The 19,997-nt window shown below is 74.8% G+C and carries 14 protein-coding genes and 1 pseudogene; 4 read left to right on the top strand and 11 right to left on the bottom strand.

The window, feature by feature from the left end; all coding sequences use genetic code 11:
- Positions 1–24: 24 nt before the first annotated feature.
- The 4 genes from ACTWP5_RS05475 to ACTWP5_RS05460 all read right to left on the bottom strand — a co-directional run bounded on the left by ACTWP5_RS05475 (position 25) and on the right by ACTWP5_RS05460 (position 5,212).
- Positions 25–2,355, bottom strand: a complete 2,331-nt coding sequence (locus tag ACTWP5_RS05475; RefSeq protein WP_443219576.1) for a beta-L-arabinofuranosidase domain-containing protein — start codon at positions 2,353–2,355, stop codon at positions 25–27.
- Between the two features lie 396 nt (positions 2,356–2,751).
- Entirely contained in the window at positions 2,752–3,330 is a 579-nt protein-coding gene (locus tag ACTWP5_RS05470) for a hypothetical protein (RefSeq protein WP_443219575.1), read from the bottom strand.
- A gap of 100 nt (positions 3,331–3,430) precedes the next feature.
- A complete protein-coding gene (locus ACTWP5_RS05465) occupies positions 3,431–4,033 on the bottom strand; it encodes a DinB family protein (protein WP_443219574.1) in 603 nt (200 codons plus the stop codon).
- A gap of 186 nt (positions 4,034–4,219) precedes the next feature.
- Positions 4,220–5,212 (bottom strand): NAD(P)H-dependent flavin oxidoreductase, encoded by a 993-nt coding sequence (locus ACTWP5_RS05460; RefSeq protein ID WP_443219573.1) that lies wholly within the window; start codon positions 5,210–5,212, stop codon positions 4,220–4,222.
- On the opposite strand from ACTWP5_RS05460, the pseudogene ACTWP5_RS05455 reads away from it, so the two are divergent.
- Positions 5,168–5,508: pseudogene (locus tag ACTWP5_RS05455) on the top strand (gas vesicle protein K); the annotation flags it as partial. The gene ACTWP5_RS05460 and the pseudogene ACTWP5_RS05455 overlap by 45 nt on opposite strands.
- Positions 5,509–5,873: 365 nt before the next feature.
- On the opposite strand, the gene ACTWP5_RS05450 reads toward ACTWP5_RS05455, so the two are convergent.
- Entirely contained in the window at positions 5,874–7,409 is a 1,536-nt protein-coding gene (locus ACTWP5_RS05450; RefSeq protein ID WP_443219572.1) for a hypothetical protein, read from the bottom strand.
- A gap of 58 nt (positions 7,410–7,467) precedes the next feature.
- Positions 7,468–9,432, bottom strand: coding sequence for a hypothetical protein (locus ACTWP5_RS05445; RefSeq protein WP_443219571.1), 1,965 nt, complete (start codon positions 9,430–9,432; stop codon positions 7,468–7,470).
- A 218-nt stretch (positions 9,433–9,650) separates the two neighbouring features.
- Between ACTWP5_RS05445 and ACTWP5_RS05440 the strand changes: the two genes are divergently transcribed.
- From ACTWP5_RS05440 to ACTWP5_RS05430, 3 genes are read left to right on the top strand one after another with little or no spacing between them, the layout of a single operon-like run.
- A complete protein-coding gene (locus ACTWP5_RS05440; protein ID WP_443219570.1) occupies positions 9,651–10,913 on the top strand; it encodes an exonuclease SbcCD subunit D in 1,263 nt (420 codons plus the stop codon).
- Positions 10,914–10,917: 4 nt separating this feature from the next.
- Positions 10,918–14,469, top strand: a complete 3,552-nt coding sequence (locus ACTWP5_RS05435; protein ID WP_443219569.1) for an AAA family ATPase — start codon at positions 10,918–10,920, stop codon at positions 14,467–14,469.
- 34 nt (positions 14,470–14,503) lie between these two features.
- On the top strand, positions 14,504–15,328 hold the full coding sequence (locus ACTWP5_RS05430) for an SDR family oxidoreductase (RefSeq protein WP_443219568.1): 825 nt from the start codon (positions 14,504–14,506) through the stop codon (positions 15,326–15,328).
- Positions 15,329–15,333: 5 nt separating this feature from the next.
- Here the strand turns inward: ACTWP5_RS05430 and ACTWP5_RS05425 are convergent, their stop codons facing one another.
- From ACTWP5_RS05425 to ACTWP5_RS05405, 5 genes are read right to left on the bottom strand one after another with little or no spacing between them, the layout of a single operon-like run.
- Positions 15,334–16,011, bottom strand: coding sequence for a zinc finger protein (locus ACTWP5_RS05425; protein ID WP_443219567.1), 678 nt, complete (start codon positions 16,009–16,011; stop codon positions 15,334–15,336).
- 4 nt (positions 16,012–16,015) lie between these two features.
- Positions 16,016–16,468, bottom strand: a complete 453-nt coding sequence (locus ACTWP5_RS05420; protein ID WP_443219566.1) for a hypothetical protein — start codon at positions 16,466–16,468, stop codon at positions 16,016–16,018.
- On the bottom strand, positions 16,465–17,175 hold the full coding sequence (locus ACTWP5_RS05415; protein WP_443219565.1) for a vWA domain-containing protein: 711 nt from the start codon (positions 17,173–17,175) through the stop codon (positions 16,465–16,467). The genes ACTWP5_RS05420 and ACTWP5_RS05415 overlap by 4 nt, the downstream gene beginning before the upstream one ends.
- A gap of 59 nt (positions 17,176–17,234) precedes the next feature.
- Entirely contained in the window at positions 17,235–18,536 is a 1,302-nt protein-coding gene (locus ACTWP5_RS05410; RefSeq protein ID WP_443219564.1) for a protein kinase domain-containing protein, read from the bottom strand.
- A complete protein-coding gene (locus tag ACTWP5_RS05405) occupies positions 18,533–19,894 on the bottom strand; it encodes a serine/threonine protein phosphatase (RefSeq protein WP_443219563.1) in 1,362 nt (453 codons plus the stop codon). Before ACTWP5_RS05405 ends, ACTWP5_RS05410 begins: the two co-directional genes overlap by 4 nt.
- Between the last annotated feature and the right edge of the window lie 103 nt (positions 19,895–19,997).

The raw sequence follows: 19,997 nt of genomic DNA, 5'->3' as shown, positions 1-19,997 counted from the left end.
GAACAGCGAACCGCAACGGCGGTACTAGCCGTTGGGCACGACGCGCCACCGGTTGTCGGCCGTGCCGTTGTCCGACTCCTGCACCGCGAACGCGCCCACGGCGGTGGAGTTGTCCTGGATGCCGAGCAGCTTGCCGCTGTTCTCGTTGCGGATCTTGAACGTCCCGTCTCCCTGGTCGAGCAGCGTCCACCGGTGGTCGGCGGTGCCGTTGTCCGACCACTGGAGGACGGGCGCGTTGTCCGCTGTGGACATGTCCTGCACGCCGAGCACCTTGCCGCTGTGCGCGTTGCGGAGCCGGACGGCGCCGCCGTCGGGGATCGTCTCCCAGTTGTGGTCGGCGGTGCCCGAGTCGTGCCACTGGAGGGCTCGGCCGCCGTCGGCCGTGGACATGTCCTGGATGCCCAGCACGAGCCCGCTGCCGACGTTGACGAGGCGGACGGTGGCGGCGGCGGCTCCCGTGTTCCAGTAGACGGTGTAGTTGTGGCCGTGCGCGTCGTGGAACGGGCCCAGGCGGACGGTGGAGCCGTTGGCGGTGGCGGTGAAGGCGAGCGAACTGTCGCTGGTCCGGGTGATCGAGGCCGGGTCCAGCGACGGCAGGGAGCCGAGCGAGGCGTTGCCGTAGTCGCCGGACAGCACGACGGGACCGTAGGTGATCGCGACGACGTTCGGGTTGTCGTTGGCCGCCCGCAGGGCGACCCGCATGGGCAGGCGGACGGTGACGGTGTCGCCGGAGGTCCAGGAGCGGGTCAGGGTGGCGTAGCTGCCGGGCGTGGTGGTGATGTTCTGCGCGGTGCCGTTGACGCTGATCGTGGCCCCGCTGGTCCAGCCGGGAATGCGGACGCGCAGCGACCAGGTGCCCTCGACCGAGCCGGTGACCCGCAGGGTCGTGGTGTCGCTGACGGGATAGCTCGTGGTCTGCGTGACGGTGATCCCGCGCTGCGACCAGGTGAGCTCTGAGGGCACGAACAGGTTCACCGTCAGCGTGGTGTCGTCGTGGAAGTAGACGGAGTCCATCAGCCTGGTGTGCATCTCCAGGCCCGTGCCCTGGCAGCACCAGAAGCTGTTGTAGTCCGTGCTCCAGGTGCCGCCGCCCCAGGCCGGGCCCACGCCCCGGCGACCGCCCGGGTTGAGCGGGGTGAAGTACGTGATGTGGCCGTGGTCGCTGGCCGGGTCCTGCTGGCCGATCATCTGGTTCAGCCACGCCTGCTCGTAGTAGTCGAACAGCGCGGCCCGGTCCGGGGTCAGCGTGAACAGCTCACGGGTGAGGGTGAGCATGTTGTACGTGTTGCAGCTCTCGCACGTGTCCTGGTTCAGGTAGCCGGCGATGGCGTTCGGGGGCCGGAAGTGCTCGGCCTGGCTGTTGCCGCCGATGGCGTAGGTGTGCGCGGTGACGCAGATGTTCCAGGCGTTGGTGGCGATGTCCCGGTAGCGGGTGGTGCCGGTGGCCTTGTACTCCCGGGCGGCGCCGATCCACTTGGGCACCTGGGTGTTGGCGTGCAGCCCGTTGAGCCGGTCCTCGCCCGCCGCCAGCGGGTCGAACACCGCCGCGTGGTCGAAGCGTTGGGCGACGGTGAGCCACCGCGCGTCGCCGGTCTGCTGGTAGAGGTCGGCCATCACGGTGTTCATGCCGCCGAACTCGGTGCCGAGCATGGCCTGCATCTGCTGGCCGCTCAGCCGGCCGGTGCGCCAGTCGACCCATCCCGCCAGGTTCAGCAGCACGTCGCGGGCCTGCGTGCTGCCCAGGTGCCGCCACACGTCGAGCAGGCCGACGAGGGTCTTGTGGATCGTGTAGTACGGCACGTTGCCGTTGGTCAGGGTCCGCTGTTCGAGCGCGGTGAAGTCGGACTCCGGATAGCCCGACAGATAGCCGGCGTTGAAGCCGGCGGCGCCGTTGTTGGCCTGGCAGTCGGCCAGCCCCGCCACCATCGCGAGGGCCTTGTCCCGGCAGGTGGTGTCTCCCGTCACGGCGTGGACCTGCGCCCACGCGGTGAGGAAGTGGCCCTGCATGTGGGTGCGGAAGGGGAACGTCGGCGCGTCCCAGCCGCCGTTGGACGCGGCGCCGTTGGTGGACAGCCGGTGGTTGGCGCGGAAGTTGTACAGCAGGCGGTCGACGTCGACGAACCGCAGGTAGGCCCGCGTCCGGTTCTCGTTGTCCAGCCAGCGGCTCGCGGTCAGCCGGACCTGGCCCAGCTCGAAGGGGTGCGCGGACACCCCGATGTCCGGCCGGGCCGGGGGGATCGCCGCTCGGGCGGCGGGGGCCGCGAGGGCGGGTCCGGCGACGGAGGTGACGGAGGCGGCGACGGCGGCGGCGCCGCCCGCCTGGAGGAGACGGCGCCGGCTGACGGAGGAGGACATGGCGGCTCTTTCCGTTGATCAGGGAAAGCGCCTGCGCCCGGCAGGCGCTCGCGGTTCGGAACGGGGTGACGCGGAGCGCTGTTCGCTCGTGGCCGGCGGGAGGGCCTGGTGGGGGTGGGGTGTTCGTGTCCGGTGTGCGTTCGTCATTTCGAACGCTGTTCCTGAAATCGAACGAATGATAGGAGCGGGTCGAGGGGGTGTCAATGAGCCCGAGGGCGGGGGCGAGGGCGAGGGTGAGGGTGAGGCGGATGGGCGGGGAAGCGGTCGGCACAGCCCTCGGGGGCGGGGTCGGGTCCCGTTGATCGGTCGGCGGGGGAGACCCTGACCAGCCGTCAGGCCGCTGGGCTCGAAACCACCGCCGGACACCGCGAGAAGGTGGAAGCCTCCACCGGAGTGTCAGGAAGGCTCTGCCTGGGACAGAAAGCTCCTGAAGAGATAGATCACCTGGTCCAGGAACGTGAATCCGGTTTTCGTGTATGTTTCGGTGTGTTCGTTGGGGCAGCTCGTCACCAGCTCGTTCGGGGGAGTTGGAAGGTCGGTGGTGGATATGTTCCACGCCACCATCACGAACACGGCGCAGAGTAATCCGACGCGTGCCCAGCGGGGGAGCCTGGGCCGCCTGACCGGTAGGACCATGACGAAGGTCGTGGCAATCAGGAGAGTTCCTGATTGCACCTTTCCCGCGCCCAGCAGCACGACGCCGCACAGGCCGGTGAGGGCGATTCCTGTCCGTGTCGCTGTCTTCCTGAGGTTGTCCATCAGGGGTTTCTCCTCGTTCTCCGTCAGGCCGTTCGGCGGGATCGGCTGGGCAGCTGGGATGCTTTCGGCGGCGATGCCGTCGAACAGGTTGAAAAACTGGATCCCGTGCCGGTGCCGGTGCCGGTTTCGGCAAACGTAGGGTGGGGCGGCGCCACGGCGCGTCGGCCACGGCACCGATATCCGACCGTCCTCGCGGAGGACGCGGCGGTGGATCATCCTCGGTGCGTACGCCCGCGGTACAACCCGACCGTCCGATGCTTCAGCGGTGCCGCCATGCGCAGCCGCCACGAGCGGCGTCACGCCGCACGACACCACGTCACGTCAGGAACGGCCGCCAATCCGTGACGGCCGCGGCCGACCTGGCGGCCTGCTCGATCCTCGCGCGGTGGGCCGCACGGGCTTCCTCGTCGATCCGCGTCTCGTGTTCGGCCCGCAACCCGGTCCGGCCGTCGAGGCCCTCGCGCAGGATGTCGGCGTGCCCGGCATGCCGGACGGACTCGCTGAGGACATGGACCATGACGGCGAACAGGTTCGTGTTGGGGCGAGGCTCCGGCCACCACGGCACGTGGCCGGGGGCGTCGAGGGGAAGCTCGTTGATCGTCGCGTCCGAGTGTTCCCACGTGCGCCGGTAGAAGGCGATGACCTGATCGCGGGTCTCGTCCTCGGTCGCCCACAGATCGCTGCCGTCGTGGTCCTGCCACCGGCACAGCGGCTCAGGGGAAGGGCGGTCGAAGACCTCGCCGAAGTACCTGGCCTCGACGGTGGCCACGTGTTTGACCAGGCCGAGGAGGTTGGTCCCGGTCGCTGTCAGAGGTCGGCGGGCGTCGTACTCGGACAGGCCGTCGAGCTTCCAGAGCAGCGCCTCGCGGTCCCGCCGCAGTCTCCTGTGAAGGTTGTCTTTCGCAAATTCATCGATCATGCGGCATGAGCCTGCCATGGGCTGCTCGTGGCCTCAAGATCCGTATGTGGTCAGCGACGACCGGCGGAGCCGAGGCCCGGCCATGGCCGCCGCCCCGCGCTGTCCTGTCCTGTTCCACCCTGCCCTGCCCTGCCACAAGAAGCTCGCGCGACGTGCCACGCGAGACGCCCCCCCGCTACCGCCGGGTCACTCGTCCCCTCGCGTCTCGGCGGGGACGTCGGGACGCCCCGCCCGCCCGAGAGCGGCCTCGGCCTGGGCCGCCAGCGTCTCGACGAGCTCGGCGGCCGGCGGCAGGTCGGTGATGAGGTCGACCGCCTCGCTGGCCCAGACGGGCAGCGGGGGCACGTCGCCCCGCGCCACGTCCTCCCGGTAGGCCCGTTGGGCCTCGGCGTCCTCGGCGAGTTCCGCCTCCCGGCCCCGCCACGCGTCGAGGTAGCGGTGGCCGAGCGTCCGGGCGGTGTAGCGCTCCGGCCAGGGGGAGCCACGGGCGATGTCCAGGACGCGGCTGCGCTCGGTGTCCTCGCCGCGCCCCTCGACGATCGCGGCGGCGATCGACGGGTGCACCAGCGCCTCGGCCGTGGCCTGGAAACGGGTGCCGACGAGCGCCCCCGCCGCGCCCAGCGCCAGGGCCGCCGCCAGGCCACGCCCGTCGGCGATGCCGCCGGCCGCCAGCACCGGCACGGGGGCCGCGAGATCCACCACCACCGGCACGAACGACAGGGTCGACCGCCCGTTCCTGGCGCCGTGGCCGCCGCTCTCCGAGCCCTGCGCCACGATGACGTCGGCGCCGAGGGCCACCGCCCGCCTGGCCTCCTCCAGGTCCGTGACCTGGAGGATCAGCGCCGCGCCCGCCCGGCGGACGCGTTCGGCGAACGGGCTCGGGTCCCCGAAGGACAGCATCACCGCGCGCGGGCCGTGCTCCAGCACCCGCTCGACGACGCCCACGTCGACCGACCAGGTCAACAGGCCGACGCCCCAGGGCTCCGTGGTGCCGCGCGCCACCAGGGGCAGTTCACGAGCCAGCCACTCCGCGTCGCCGTGGGCGGCGCCCAGCAGGCCGAGCCCTCCGCCGCGCGAGACGGCCGCCGCCAGCTCGCCGCCGGCCGAACCGCCCATCGGGGCCAGCGCGATCGGATGCCGCACGCCGAACAACGTCGTGAACGCGGTGGACAACGCCATGGCCCCCATCATGGCCCCCGCCCGTCCGGGGTCCTCCACCGCGTCGACGTGGACGCCGACAGGGTCGGGCGGGACCTGGCCGCGCTCGTGCTGACCGTCGTCGAACGGCCGCGGCGGCTCATGGACGCCAGACGCCGTGGCGCGTCGGCGCGGGAGAGGTGGACGAGGACCAGGTGGAGCGGATCGGCACGACGTTGATGCGGCTCGACGCCTGCATGACCGAGGGGTGCGAACGCTCCGGCCCGGGCCGGGGGGACCTCAACCTCGACCCGGGCCCTCTCGGCTCCCTCCCGCCCCCCGACCGACGCCGACACCGTTCCCGTCCCGATGCGCTACTGCGGCCCCGTCCCGGGGCACCGGGCCCCGGCGGCCGAACGTTCGGGGACGACACCCCGTCCAACACCTCGACGTGCGCGCTCGCGTCTGGGTGCACGGGTGCGTGCCGGCGCGACCGAGCGGCCGTACATGGCGCCGGCCTTGGCCGGGTCGTCGCGAAGCCCGCACGGGTGCCCTTGCTGGAAGGAGCACCAGGTCTCGTCGACGCGCCCGGCGGCGTGCGGCGGCGTGGCGCGGGTCGCGGCGGTGCCCGCACCGAGGGCTTCGAGGTTCGCCGCCACCGGGCCGGGCGGCCAGGCGGGGGGAGGTCGTACGCGTCCCGCTGTCACGGGGCCGGCGTCATGTAGAGGTCCGGGGGCGTCTCTCCCGGCGGCGCCTCCTGGATCGCGATGGGCTTGCCCCCCGGATCGCCGTTGCGTTCCGTGGTGAAGTGCAGCGTGCCTCCGGCCGTCTGCACCGCGTTGCCCAGGTGGAGCAGGAAGAGCGCGTCCCGCACCCGGGCGCCGGTCATCGGGGAGTCCGAGTCCTGGGCGTGGGTGACCCGGACGGCCTGGGTCGCGACGGCCATCGCGTCGTGGTTGGCCGCGGCGTAGCCGTCCGCCAGAGCCGCGGGCACGTCGGGCACGTAGGAGAGCCGCGCGTCGTACTCCCGATAGAAGTCGGCGAAGCCGGCAGGCGCGTCGGGTGTCTCGCCGGCCTCCCGGGGCCACGACGGGTCCATCGCCGACGCCTGGACGATGGTGAGTCGGCTGTCCACGAGGCGCTCGTGCTCACCGGGACGGATCAACGGCCCCGTGTCCGCGAAGAGCACCGACAGGTGGCCGTCCCGGCAGGCCCGGCTGTGGAGGGCGTCGATGAAGTTGCCGAGGTCGCCGATGCGGCCGGCGAAGAGCACCATGTCCGCCTCCACCTCACAGATGTTCCGCACGGCCGGATCGAACAGCGCCGCCGAGGAGTCCCGTTCCAGGGTCTCGCCCTGGAACGGCTGAGCGGGATTTGTTCCCAGCTCCGTGGCGAACTGCTCCTCGAACGCCTCGGTCAGCGTGCGCACATGGAGGTCCGGCGCCTTCTGGTCGTAGACGAGGATCGCCTCGTCCAGTCCCTCGCGGTCGGTCGCGTAACGGTGCAGGGCCGTGACGAAGTCGGTGTTGCTCGGCGTGACGCGCACCAGACCCTCGACCGTCTCGGAGTTCAGGCCGTCGGCGCTGGCGGAGGCACCGATGATCGGGATGTCGTGTCGGGCCAGCTCCCGCGCGGCGGCCCGGCTGTCCTCGGTGCTGATGGACAGGCCGGCCACCGCGACCAGCGGCGCCGGGTCGTCGGCCATCTCCACCAGCTGGTCCACCGCCGGCCGCCACCCCTGGTGGCGCCCGCCGACGTTCGCCAGGTGGAGCTGGATCTGTGGCTCGGGGTCCCCGAGCTGACGGGTGTGGTTGGCGCGCCACTGCGCGATGTAGGCGCCTTCCAGCGCGTGCAGCACCTGGTCCGGTCCGAGCGGGCTCGTCTCGTCCGGCGAGAGCGTGGACATCAGCCCGACCTTCGCGTAGGTGTCCGCCTCGGCCGCGACGCGGTCGTTCTCGGCCTTGATGAGCTCCTGGACCCGCTCGAACTCGTCCGCCAGTTCGTGATCGTCGTCCCTGGGCAGGAAGGCGGGGGAGCCGTCGGTGACTCCCAGACACTCGCCGGCCTCGTTGGTGAGGTGGGAGCCGCCACGGCAGTCGAGACGGTCGGGCAGTTCGATCACGGCGTAGGCCACCAGGCTGCCCACGACGACGGCCCCCACGAGCCACACGGCCCGCAGCCAGTGACGGGGAGGATTCGAGAAGCCGTCGTCGGGCGCGGCGGAACGTAACCGGGTCATCTGTCCCCTTCTCTCGTCCTTGTGCTCCTTCTTCCCCGCGTCCCTCGGCGGTCGGAGGTCACAGGGACCACCACTGGGCCTGCTGGCCGTACTCGGCGCTGGCCGTCTCGAAGGCCACCAGGCCGTCCGGTGACCTCGGAGCGAGCTCGCTCAACGTCCCGGCGATCTGCTTGTACAAGAAGCCCCGGGAGATGCCACACAGCGGGTCACTGACGATCCGCAGCGCGGTGACGAGGTGACCGACCCGCGCCTCCGTGCTGGTGGCGGCGGTGTCGAAGGCGCGGCGCACCAGGTCGTGGTAGAGGTCGTAGGGCTCGGGTGGCGGTTCCTCGGCGACGGCCAACGGAGCCTGGGTGGTGGAGCGCAGCAGCGTCAGCCAGGTCTCGCCCGACGTGTCGGGCAGCAGCCGGGCCAGCTCGTCGGCGACCGCTGCCACGTCGTTCATCGCCAGCCGGTGATACAGCTCGCCGGCGGCGTCGCCCGTGTCCTGGCAGCGGCGGCGTAACCGGAGGTGAACCGCGTCCCAGCCGGTGGGGTGGTCGGCGGGCCGCGCGGCGAGCCGGCGCAGCAGCAGGCGGCGGAGCACAGTGGCACCGGCCCTGCCGCCGTCGGGCGACCACGGCGTGGTGCGGCGCACGCTCTCCCCCCACGAGGGCGCCACGACGTCGGTCTGATGGCTCAGCCACAGCCCGCCGACCTCGTCGCGGGGAGCCGCGCAGGTGGCCAGGGCGTCGACCTCGGGATCGTCGGCCGGCAGCAGGCGGCGCAGCAGCCACTGCCCCGCGCTGTCCGACGGCGTGGGGGAGGTGGCGGAGGGCTCGGCCCCGTGGCGGACGAGCTCGTCGTCGGACGGCATGGGCGCGGCGAGCAACTGGCCGACGCTGGTGGCGGGACGGGACATCCGCGAGGCGGTCGAGGCCAGCACACCGACCGCCTCCGGGTGACCGGCCGTGAACTCGTGGACCACCCGGACCAGCCGGCGATCCACCCTGGCGCCGGCGGAGGCCTGGCTCACGAGCTGGTCGATGTCGGACCACGTGAGGTTCGGCAGTGGGTAGCGCAGCCACTCGGGGGCCTCGTCAGGCGTCTGCCCGGCGAGGTCCTCCAGCCTTCCCACCCGGCTCTCGGCGAGCTCCGGGAGGGTCTCCCGGCACGTGGTCACGATCGTCAACGGCTCGGTGCCGTCGCGCGAGCGGGACGGCGGGCGGGCGTCGAGCAGGCGGCGCAGGAACGCCCGGCCGGCGGGCACGTCGACGTTGTCCAGGAGCAGCAGGGGGGTGTTCAGCCTCCTGACGCGGCGGGGACAGTCCCGCAGGTCGGCCAGGAACGCCTCGCTGAGCAGCCGCGCCACCCGGTCCCGCGCCGCCGCGTCGCCGTGCCCGTCGCCGTACGCCGCCTCCCTGGCCAAGCGCGCGTCGGTGCTCAGGTCGACCAGCGTGTCCACAGCCTGCCCGACCAACCCCCGGTCGCGGTGGCCGAACCAGCGCTGGGAGCGGCTGGGGAAGGTGAAGCCCATCAGTGCGGCCACCACGTTGAGCGGCAGCCGCAGCAGGTTGAAAGGGAAGGGAAGCTGAATCTCCACCGCGCCCTCGCCGGGCGCCTCCGCGAAGTGTTCCATGAAGCGGCGGGGCCAGTTCCCGCTGCGTCGCTGCCGCAGGAGCTGGGTGACCGTGGCGCGGGCCTGGTCGAAGGTCATGTTGCGGAGATCCTGCTCCATCATCAGCAGGGCGATGAGCAACCGGGGGAAGCGGAGCCTGCGGTACCGGGGCAGGTACCGGTGGAGCTGGCCCGCCAGCGCCGGCAGGAGCTGAGCGGTGTCGTCGTGGGGCGTGGCGGCGAAGTCGAGACGCGCACAGGGGACGTGCTGGTCGGCGTGGGCCGCGAGGGTGTCCAGCAACAGGGACTTTCCGGTGCCGTGTCCCCCCTCGATCACGACGACCGGACGGTGGTGGCCGGGCTTCAACGGATAGTCCGGCCGGATCAGGGCGCGAACCGCGCGGATGGCTGCCTGTCTCTCGAACACCGGTTGATGTGCCCTCGGCATGGCTCCCCTTCCGCGCCCGAGGCAGTCGGTACCACTGATTGACGCGACATGGCTCACCTTATCGACGGCGACGCGGGAGGGGCCCCGTCTCGTTGTCAGGGGCGTGCCGGGGCGCCCGCTCCCTGTCAGTGGTGGCTGGCAGACTGGGCCGCTGTCGTGAGCGGGGAACACCGGGGAGCCAGGAGAGGAGCGTGGGGGTGAGGCTGTTGCACACCTCGGACTGGCATCTGGGGCGGAGTCTGCACCGGGTGAGCCTGCTCGGGGCGCAGGCGGCGTTCCTCGACTTCCTGGTGGCCACCGCCCGGGAGGAGCGGGTGGACGCGGTGCTCGTCGCGGGGGACGTGTACGACCGGGCGGTGCCGCCGTTGGCCGCGATACGGCTCTACGACGACGTGGTGCACCGGCTGGCCGCGCTCGACGTGCCCGTGGTGCTGATCTCGGGGAACCACGACTCGCCGCTGCGGCTCGGCGTCGGGGCCGGGCTCGTCGAGCGGGCCGGGATTCACCTGCGGACCGATCCGGGGGCGTGCGCGCGGCCCGTCCTGCTGCCGGGGCTGGCCGTGTACGGCGTGCCGTACCTGGAGCCGGCGCTGGTGCGCGACGAGTTGGGCGTCGGGTCGGGCGGCGGATCGGGCGGCGCGGCGGGTGGCGCGGCGGGCGGCGGGCACGCCGCCGTGCTGGGCGCCGCGATGGCGCGGGTGCGGGCCGACCTGGCCACCCGTCCGGCGGGCACGCGGTCGGTCGTGCTGGCGCACGCGTTCGTCACGGGTGGGCAGGGCAGCGACAGCGAGCGGGACATCAGCGTCGGCGGCGTGGCGTCCGTGCCGGCGTCGGTCTTCGACGGCGTGGACTACGTCGCCCTCGGGCACCTGCACGGCTGTCAGACCCTCGGCGAGGAGTCGAGGCTCAGGTACTCGGGCTCTCCGCTGGCGTACTCGTTCTCCGAGGCCGGGCAGGAGAAGTCGATGTGGCTGGTGGAGCTCGACGACGGGGGCGCGGTGCGGGCGGAGCGGGTGCCGTGCCCCGTGCCCCGGCCGTTGGCGCGGATCCGGGGACGGCTGGCGGAGCTGCTGGAGGATCCGGCGCTGGAGCGGCACGAGGACGCGTGGGTGGAGGCCACCGTCACGGACGTGGTGCGGCCCGAGGAGCCGATGGCGCGGCTGGCCAGGCGTTTCCCGCACGTCCTGAGCCTCGTCTTCGACCCCGAGCGGCCGGCCGACGCCCCCGCCCACGCCAGCTACGGCCAGCGGGTCGCGGGCCGGGACGACCGGCAGGTCGCGGAGGACTTCGTGGCGCACGTGCGGGGCGGCGCCGGCCCCGACGCCCAGGAGCGGGAGTGGCTGCGCGACGCGTTGGAGGCGGCGCGGGTGGGGGAGGCACGGGCGGAGGGCGACCGTCCGAGCGGCGCCCGCGCGAGCGAGGCCCGCGCGAGGGACGTGGGCGTGGGGGAGGAGCGCTGACGGGATGCGGCTGCACCAGCTGACCATCACGGCCTTCGGGCCCTTCGCCACCACCCAGCGCGTGGACTTCGACGCGCTGGCCGCCGCCGGCCTGTTCCTCTTCCACGGGCCGACGGGATCGGGCAAGACGTCGATCCTCGACGCCGTCTGCTTCGCGCTCTACGGCTCCGTGCCCGGCGCCCGCCAGTCCACCGGCACCGTGTCGCTCCGCAGCGACCACGCCGCGCCCGGCACCCCCACCGAGGTGGTGCTGGAGCTGACGGTGGGAGGGCGTCGGCTGGAGGTCACCCGCCGCCCCGAGCAGGAGCGGCCGAAGAAGCGCGGCGGCGGCATGACGCGCGACCGGGCGGTGACGCTGCTGCGGGAGTGGGACGCCGAGGCCGGGCTGTGGCGGGGACTGAGCCGTTCTCACCAGGAGGTGGGGGAGGAGCTGGGCCGGCTGCTGGGCATGAGCCGTGAGCAGTTCTGTCAGGTGGTGCTGCTGCCGCAGGGCGAGTTCGCCGAGTTCCTGCGGGCCGGCGCGGAGAAGCGGGCCAAGCTGCTGGGGCGCCTGTTCGACACGGGCCGCTTCGCCGCCGCCGAGGCGCACCTGTCCGAGCTGCGCGCCCGCGCCGGGGCGCGGGTGCGGGACGGCGACGAGCGGCTTCTCGCGGTCGCCCACCGCGTCCAGCAGGCGGCGGGGCGCTCGGCCTCGCCGGGCGGTGACGCACGGAGCGAGGCGGGTGAGTGGGGCCAGGCCGACGAGCCGCTGGGTCAGGCCGGGGACCCGGAGCTGGCCGACGGGGTGTTGCGGCTCGCGGCGTGGGCGCGGTGCGAGGCCCGCGAACGGCTCGACGTCGCCGCGCTCGCGCTGGGCGTCGCGGAGGAGGGGCACGCCGCCGCGCAGGCCACGGTGGCCGAGGCGCGCGAGCGGGCCCGGCTGGCGCGGCGACGGGCCGAGGCCGCCGCCCGCGCCGAGGCGTTGGACGCCGCGCGGCCCGAGCGGGACGCGGTCCGCGGCCGGCTGGAGCGGGCCCGCGCCGCCGACGCGGTGGCGCCCGCCCTCGCGTTGCGGGAGGGCGCCGAGGCCGAGCACCGCGAGGCGGTGGAGGCGGAGCGGCGCGCCCGCGCCCGGCTGCCCGCCGCGCAGGCCGACGCCCCCGCCGCCCACCTCGCCGAACGGGAGCGGGCGACGCGCGAGAGCCTCGGCGCGCTGGCCGGGGCGCGGCAGGCGGAGGACCGCGCCCGCCGGCTCGCCGAGGAGCTGGCGCGGCTCGCCGAGCAGATCGGGGCCGGCGAGGAGTTGCTGCGCGGCACGGAGGAGGAGGTCGCGGCCTGGCCGGCGACGCGGGAGCGGCTGGAACGCCGCGTCGACCGGGCGCGTCAGGCCGCCGCCCGCGTCGAGCGGGCGGCCGAGAGCCTCGCGCACGCCCGGCGTCGGCTCGCCGCCGCCCGCCGCCGCGACGAGCTGGCCGAGGCGGCGGGTGAGGCGGAACGGCGGCTGCTGGCCGCCCGAGAGCGGGCCGCCGGGGCGTACGAGCACTGGCTGGAGCTGAAGGAGCGTCGGCTGCGCGGCATCGCCGCCGAGCTCGCCGCCGCCCTGCGGCCGGGGGAGCCCTGCGCCGTCTGTGGCTCCGCCGAGCACCCGAGCCCGGCGCGCGCCACCGCCGACCACGTGGGACGGGAGGCGGAGGAGGCGGCGCTCGCCGCGCACCGGGCGGCCGAGGAGCGTCGGGAGGAGGCCGACCGGGCGCTGACCGAGGCCCGCGCGGCCCACGCCGCTGCCCGCGCCGAGGCGCGGGGCGGGGCGGAGGGCGGGGCGGAGGGCGTGGCGGGCGGCGGGGTGCGGGACACGGACTCGGACACGGGCCGGGGGGCGGTGCCGGGCGCGGGCCGGAACGCCGACGCGGACCAGGTCCCGGTCCCGGTCCCGGACCAGGTCCGGGCCTCGGGACCAGGACCGGACCCTTACCCGGGCGGGGGCCCCACCGTGGCTCCGCACGGGAGCGTGGACGCGGGTGGGGACGCGGACGGGGAAGCGCGCCCGGACGCGGTCCCGGCTCCGGGCGCCGAGCCGGGTGCGTTTCCCGGCTGGCGTGGCGACGTTGGCCCGGACCCGGTGAGCTCGATGGGCGTGGGCGTGGGCGTGGGCGTGGACGGGAAGCGGGACGGGGGCCCGGTCGCGGAGGGGGACCCGGACGCGGCCCGGGGCCGGGTTCCGGCCCCGCGCGGGGAGCCGGACCCGGATCCCGACGTGGCGCGGCTCGTGGCCGTGGTCGAGGAGTTGGCCGCCGCGCACGCGGCGGCCGAGGCGGAGGCGGCCGGCGAGTCCGCCGCCCGCCGCGCCCTGGCGGACGCCGAACGCGACCACGCCGCGCTGCTCTCCCGCCGCCAGGCGGCGGAACGCGACGCCGCCGCCCTCGCCTCCCGCCGCGAGACGTTGGCCGCCGAGCACCAGGCGCTCCAGGCCGAGGTGGCCGCTGCCCGAGGCGGCGCCCCCAGCGTCGCGGCCCGCGCCGAGGAGCTGGCCCGCCGCGCCGACGACCTGACGGCCGCGTCGAGCGCCGTCCGGCTCGCCGAGGAGACCGCAGACCGCCTCAAGCAGGCCGACGGGGCTCTGGCCGACGCCGCCTTCCGCGCCGGCTTCGACACGCCACGGGCCGCCGCCGATGCCGTGCTCGGCGCCGCCGAACAGGAGGCCGCGCGCCGCCGGCTCGACGCCTGGCAGGCCGAGGAGGCGGCCGTCGCGGCCCTGTGGGAGGAGGCCGGGGCAACGACCGCCACCGCCAGCGCAGCCGCCGCCACCGAGGCGGCCGAGGCCGCCGAGGCCGTCGAGACGGCGTCGGCCGCGTTGGCGGCGGCGACGGCCCGGCTGCGGACGGCGTCGGCCGTCGAGGCCGCCGCGCGTGACCGCGTCGCCGCCCTCGACGCGCTCTCCTCCCAGGCCGCCGCCGAGGCCACGGCGCTCGCCCCGCTCCGCGCCGAGTACCAGCGGCTGCACGGCCTGGCCACGCTGGCCACCGGCACCTCCCCCCGGAACGCGTACAAGATGCGGCTGGAGACGTACGTGCTCGCCGCCCGCCTGGAGCAGGTGGCCGCTGCCGCCACCGCCCGCCTGCACCGCATGTCCGCCGGCCGGTACTCGCTGGTCCACTCCGACGCCAGGGCCTCGCAGGGCGCCCGCTCCGGCCTCGGCCTGCGCGTCGTCGACGCCTGGACGGGCCGGGCCCGCGAGACCGCCAGCCTCTCGGGCGGCGAGTCGTTCTGCGTCTCGCTCGCCCTGGCGCTGGGCCTCGCCGACGTCGTCGCCCAGGAGGCCGGCGGGGCACGGCTGGACACCCTCTTCGTCGACGAGGGCTTCGGCAGCCTCGACGAGGACTCCCTCGACGAGGTGCTGGACGTGCTGGACTCGCTGCGGGAGCAGGACCGCAGCGTCGCGATCGTCAGCCACGTCCCCGACCTGCGCGCCCGCGTCCTCGCCCAGCTGGAGGTGGTGAAGACCCGCCACGGTTCCACCGTCCGCCACCACACGCGGGCGGGCGCGGACCCGGGCCCGGGAACCCCGAAAACGGGGTGACGGGGCGCCGGGGCGCGGGGCACGCTTGGTGCCCATGTTCCGTCGCGATCCCCTGCCGCTGCGCGGCCGCTCCGCCCTGGTCACCGGCGCCAGCCGCCACATCGGCATCGGCTACGCCACCGCCCGCCGCCTCGCCGCGTACGGCGCCAGCGTCTACCTGCACCACCACACCCCGCACGACGCCCAGAAACCCTGGGGGGCCGACCCGGACGGGCCGCAGGCCCTCGTCGACGGGCTCGCCGAGTACCTCGACGAGGGGGCCGTCGCCGCCCACGGGCCCGGCGACCTCACCGAGCCGGGCGCGCCCGCCCGCCTGGTCGCGGACGCGGCCGAGGCGCTGGGCGGTCGGCCGCTCGACATCCTCGTCGCCAACCACGCCCTCAGCGGGGAGGACGGCACGCTCGACGAGATCGACGGGGACATGCTCGACGCCCACTGGGCCGTCAACACCCGCTCCACCGTCCTGCTCGTCCAGTCCTTCGCCCGGCAGTACCCCGGCGACGCCCAGGAGGGCGGCGGACGGGTCGTGATGATGACGTCCGGGCAGGACGTGCGGGGCGGCATGCCGGGGGAGGTCGCCTACGCGCTCGCGAAGGGCGCCCTGGCCTCGATCACCCGCACGCTCGCGACGAGCCTCGCGCCGCGCGGCATCACCGTCAACGCCGTCAACCCCGGCCCGGTCGACACCGGATACGCCACCGGCGAGGCGCACGCCATCGTCGCCGGCCTCTTCCCCGGCGGCCGGTGGGCCGTGCCGGACGAGGCCGCGCGCCTCGTCGCGTGGCTGACGACGGACGAGGCGGCGTGGGTCACCGGCGAGGTCATCAACTCCGAGGGCGGCTTCGCCCGGGGGCTGTGACGCCGTCAGCCGCCCGCCGACGGTGACGGAGACGGTGACAGCGACGGTGACGGTGACGACGACGGGCTGGAGGGGGTGGGCGAGGACTGGCCCTCCGACGGCTCGGGGGCCGGGTCCGACTCCGGCTCCTGGTCCGGACGCTGGTCGGACGACGAGGGCGAGGACGAGGGCGGGGACGTCGAGCTGCCGTCGGGCACCCACGGGGGGCTGTCGCTGTCCGGGCCGGTGAGTGACGTCAGGTTCGCGATCAGCAGGAGGAGCCCGACGACGACGGCCGTGGCGACGAGCAGCAGGAAGCCGCAGCCGAGGACCGTCCGCCCGCCGGAGGCCGTGGCCGGCCCCGGGGTCGTCGCCCGGGGCGCGGGCACGGCGGCCCCGGCGTCGGCCGGGAGGATCGTGACCGTGGCGACGGGGACCCGGGCGGCGCACCACGCGCAGACCGACTCGTGGGCCGGGTTCCGCGCGCCGCAGGCGGGACACCGCCACTGCGGCGTGCCCCACGCGGCGGTCGCGGCGTCGGTGGCGGGCGGCTGCCCGCCCGCCGTCTCGGGGGCGGGGGCGGGGGCGGGGGCGACGACGGTGGGGTCCGGGTGGCGGGCCTCCTCGCAGACGGCGCAGGCCGGGGCCGCTGCCTCGTTGTAGGTGTCGCAGGCCGGGCACTGCCACGTCGGACCGGTCGTCACCTGACTACCCGCCCGTTGCCCCGTGCCCGCCGGCCGCCAGACGGGCCGTCACGACGTCGAACAGCTCCCGCGTCTCGGCGGAGACGGGGGAGCTGAGCCAGTCGTCGCCGTCGAGGAGGGCGATCCCGGGGTGGGCCGACGTCAGCCGGGCCAGAAGGTCCTCGACGTCGGCGAGCCGTTCGGCGGGCACGGTGACGCGGGCGGTGACCTCCGCCTCGCCGGCCGCCCCGGCGTCGCCGGCGTCCCCGTGCTCGCCCTTGCCTTCGCCCTTGCCCCCGCCCTCGTCCTCATCCTCGCCGCGACGGAAGTGGAACGCGAGCCGCACGCCGCCGCCCGCCACCGCCTGGCGGGTCACCGAGACGCACGAGGACTGGGGGAGCCGGAGCCCGGCCCCGTCCTGCTCGCCCTCGCCCCAGGGGAAGACGAGGTCGCCGTCGGCGAGGCGGACCGGGATCACAGGCTGTTCGCGATCGTCTCGATGATCTCGTCCATCTCGAACTCCTCCAGCCCCTCGCCCGCTCGCGACGGGAAGTGGAGCGTGAGGTCCCACTCCTCCCCGATCGCCTCCTGCCAGGGCTCCTCGTCGGGGGCGAAGAGGACGAGCCGCTTCGCGGACTGCTCCATGACGGCCGTCTGGCTGCGGGCGTAACCCCACTGCTCGAAGAGCTCGTCCATGGTGTGGGGGACGTCCTTCGGGTAGGTCTGCGCGGTGACGCCGACCGTGCCCAGCGGGTGCGCGGGCGCGTCGGTGAACACGACGATCACGTGCCGGCGGCGGTCGAGTCCCTTCTCCCAGGGCGAGTTGATCGCCAGCGCCAGCGCTTCGAGCGCCGACTCGGGGACGTCGCCGCCGCCCTGGGCGACCAGGCCCTGCACGAAGCGCTCGAACTCCGGCGCCTGCTCGGGCAGGTGCAGGAAGCCGGTCTGCTCGATCGCGTCCGACGGGTCGTCGCCGAAGTCGCGGAAGGCGATGACCCGCAGCCGCAGCTGGCTGATGGCCTTCCCCTTCCGCTCCATGACCTCGGTGAGCCGCTGGTGGAAGTGGAGCGCGCTCTCCTTCACGGCGCCGAGGACGGGGTTCATGCTGCCCGTGGCGTCGACGCAGAGCACGATGTCGACCGCGTACCTGAGGTTCCCCTGATACCTCTCGACAGCCCCACTCATGGTTCTCTCCTCCCGTGGACGAACATCGGTGGTCGGTGGTTGGTGGTCGGCGGTGATGGTCAACGGTCGCCGGCGCGCGGGCGGTCCGCCCCGCCGAAGCGGACCCGCGACGTGCGGGGCGGCTCCGGCGTCGGCGGGCTCGGCGGGCTCGGTGGACTCGGTGACGTGGCCGGCGTGGGCGGCGTCGCGCCCCGCCGTGCCGCTCCGGCGCCGCCCGCGCCGCTGAAACGGACGCGGCTGCGACGCCGCTCGACGCCCGGCTCGTCGGCCGGCTCGGCCTCCCCGTCCGGTCCCGCGGACGGCTCGTCGGCCGGCTCCCCGGACCGGTCCCCGGCACCCGGGGACGCCTCCGCCGTGCCCCCGTCGTCGGAGCGTTCCGAAGGAACGGGAGCGGGAACGGGAACGGGAGCGGGTGTGGGAGCGGGTGTGGGAGCGGGCTGGGGCGTGTCGTGGAGGGTGCACAACTCCTCGGTGACGGCCGCCAGGACCGCGTCCACCGTCGGACGCCGTTCCGGCTCGCGGGCCGTCATCGCCGCGATCAGGGCCTGGGCCGGGGTGCCGAGGTACGCGTACACGGCCAGGGGCTCGCCCGCGTTGACCGCGTCCGCCGGCGAGCCGTAGCGCGCGTCGTGTCCCGGGAGGGAGCCCGTCAGGTACAGGTGGGTCATCAGCCCGAGCGCGAAGACGTCCACCGCCGTCGTCAGGTCACGCCCGGAGACCGTCTCGTCCCCCTGCACGTACCGCCGCCACTCCGGCGCCCCGTACACCGAGTCGCCCGCGATCTCGGTCCGCCCGGGAGGGTGGCCGGCGACGTAGGAGTCGTCGAAGTCGATGAGCTTGGCGCTGTGGAAGCGTTGGCCGGGCCGCTTCTGCACGAGCACGTTGGCCGGCTTCAGGTCGCCGTGCACGACGTCGATGTCGTGCAGCAGCCGCAGGCTCGTCATCAGCGTCCGCAGCAGCACCGCCCTGGACTTCGGGTCGAGGGACTGCGGCTCGGCCAGGCTCGCGGTGTCGATCCGCTCGGTCACCTTGTAGTAGGTGCTGCCCTCGCAGAAGAAGTCCGTGGCGAGGACCAGGTTCCCCGCGCCGGTGGCGTCGGGGCGTAACCGGGCCATGATCGCGCGGTGCCGCTCCTCGAACTCGTGGCACAGCGCCATGCGGATGTCGTGGCTGCGGCGGGCGGCGGCGCTGCCGGAGCCGGCGCGGGCGGAGCCGGCGCGGGGGCGCTTCGGTTCGAGGAAGCGCTTGAGGAAGAACTCCCGGCCCTCGCGGGTGGCGAAGGCCCACACGCACTTCCCGCCGTCGGCGTTGGTCGGCTCGGAGACGACCAGGTACCCGCCGATCACGTCACCCCGTCTCATCGTCCACCCTCCGGTCGCTCCGTGGTCGGCTCGGCCATGAACCGCTCGTAGTCGGTGCGGTAGGTCCGCCACGTCTCGTCCTGCCAGCGCCGCCAGTCGGCGGCGTCCCCGTCCGGTGGGGCCGGCGGGCCGTCCCCGTAGGCGCGCGTGAGCCGCTCGTGCCGCTCGGCGAACGCCGCGCGCAGAGCCACGAACCCGCGCTCGGGGCGACCGCCGTCACCAGTGTCGTCGCCGTCGCCGTCGCCGCCAGCGTCGCGGTCAGAACCGCGTTCACCGACGCCGCCGGCGTCGTCGCCGTGCTCGTCGAAGCCCAGCGCCACCAGGGAGAGAGATGCGTCGTCGGCCGTCTCCGGTTGCACGGCGTCCCGCAGCCGCCCGGCCCAGTCGCCGAGGCCGGTGGCCTCGGCGAGGGTCCGCAGCAGCAGCCACTCGAACCGCGCGGGCGTGGTCACGTACCCGAAGAAGCCGTCGGTGGCGGCGAGCAGCACGCACGGCGGACGCAGCGCGGCGCCGGGCGGCGTGGCGTGGACGGTGAACGGGCGGTCCGCGCAGACCACGTTCGTCATCGGCGGGTCCTGGCGCAGCTGCTCCAACGCGTCCTCCTCGACGGTGTCGTCCCGGGTGAGCGCGTGGAGGCCGCTGCCCGGCAGCAGCGCGTACGCCCGCGAGTCGCCGGCCCACAGGGCCTGCCAGCGGACGCGGTCCTCGCCCGGCCGGAAGCGGTACCGGAGGGCGGCCACGGTGGTGGGGAGGCGGCGCCGCATCGTGCCGGTCAGGCGGCTCCTGGAGGTGGGGGCGGGGACGGCGCCCAGCATCCGCCGCAGCGCGTACGCGAGCCCTTCGCCGTCGCCCGACTCGCCGCCCCCCGCGTGCGGGGCGGTCGCCCGGCCGTCGGCTGAGCGTCCGGCGACCGATCGGCCGTCAGCCGACGTACCGTCAGCGGATCCGCCGTCGGCCGACCAGCCGTCGGGTGCCGTGACGGCCCGCTGGAACCAGCACTCGGCGGCCAGCCGCGCGACGCGCGCGCCGGCCCACGCCCCTGTGCGCCCCTGCCAGGCCGGAGCCGCCCCCGACCCGCCCGAGCCGTCGAAGACGGCGAGCAGTCCGTGGCCACTGACGCGGTGGTACACGGCCAGCGGCTCGGCGTCCTCACCCCGGCCGGCGCGCCGCTCGGTCCACACCGTGAGCGCCGCGACGCCCGCCCCGCCGCCGGCCCACGTCGCGTGACCGGCCGTCCCCGCGCCCGCCTCGGCGGCCGTCCCACCCCCGCTGGCAGCGGGTTCCCGCCTCTCGGAGCCCCCGGCGTCGCCGGTGTCCCCGGCGTCCTCGCCGGAGCGCTCCCACGCCTCCACGACCACGTCGGGCCCCTCCTCCCACTCGCTTCGCCGTCCCCCACAGCCCTCAACGCGCCGTGTCCGTCAGGCGTTTCGCGTTTCCGTCTGGTGTTGCGGACGTCGGATT

This window comes from Streptomyces sp. 4N509B, from assembly GCF_052245655.1.
Lineage (GTDB): Bacteria > Actinomycetota > Actinomycetes > Streptomycetales > Streptomycetaceae > Streptomyces.
The sequence above is the reverse complement of the archived record's forward strand: the minus strand, read 5'-3'. Positions and strand labels throughout refer to the sequence as shown.

What these genes read in the sequence shown, in the direction of transcription:
- ACTWP5_RS05475 (WP_443219576.1), bottom strand. Translation starts at nt 2,355, where the DNA reads ATGTCCTCCTCCGTCAGCCGGCGCCGTCTCCTCCAGGCGGGCGGCGCC.
- ACTWP5_RS05465 (WP_443219574.1), bottom strand. Translation starts at nt 4,033, where the DNA reads ATGATCGATGAATTTGCGAAAGACAACCTTCACAGGAGACTGCGGCGG.
- ACTWP5_RS05435 (WP_443219569.1), top strand. Translation starts at nt 10,918, where the DNA reads ATGCGGCTGCACCAGCTGACCATCACGGCCTTCGGGCCCTTCGCCACC.
- ACTWP5_RS05415 (WP_443219565.1), bottom strand. Translation starts at nt 17,175, where the DNA reads ATGAGTGGGGCTGTCGAGAGGTATCAGGGGAACCTCAGGTACGCGGTC.
- ACTWP5_RS05470 (WP_443219575.1), bottom strand. Translation starts at nt 3,330, where the DNA reads ATGATCCACCGCCGCGTCCTCCGCGAGGACGGTCGGATATCGGTGCCG.
- ACTWP5_RS05410 (WP_443219564.1), bottom strand. Translation starts at nt 18,536, where the DNA reads ATGAGACGGGGTGACGTGATCGGCGGGTACCTGGTCGTCTCCGAGCCG.
- ACTWP5_RS05430 (WP_443219568.1), top strand. Translation starts at nt 14,504, where the DNA reads ATGTTCCGTCGCGATCCCCTGCCGCTGCGCGGCCGCTCCGCCCTGGTC.
- ACTWP5_RS05460 (WP_443219573.1), bottom strand. Translation starts at nt 5,212, where the DNA reads ATGGCGTTGTCCACCGCGTTCACGACGTTGTTCGGCGTGCGGCATCCG.
- ACTWP5_RS05450 (WP_443219572.1), bottom strand. Translation starts at nt 7,409, where the DNA reads ATGACCCGGTTACGTTCCGCCGCGCCCGACGACGGCTTCTCGAATCCT.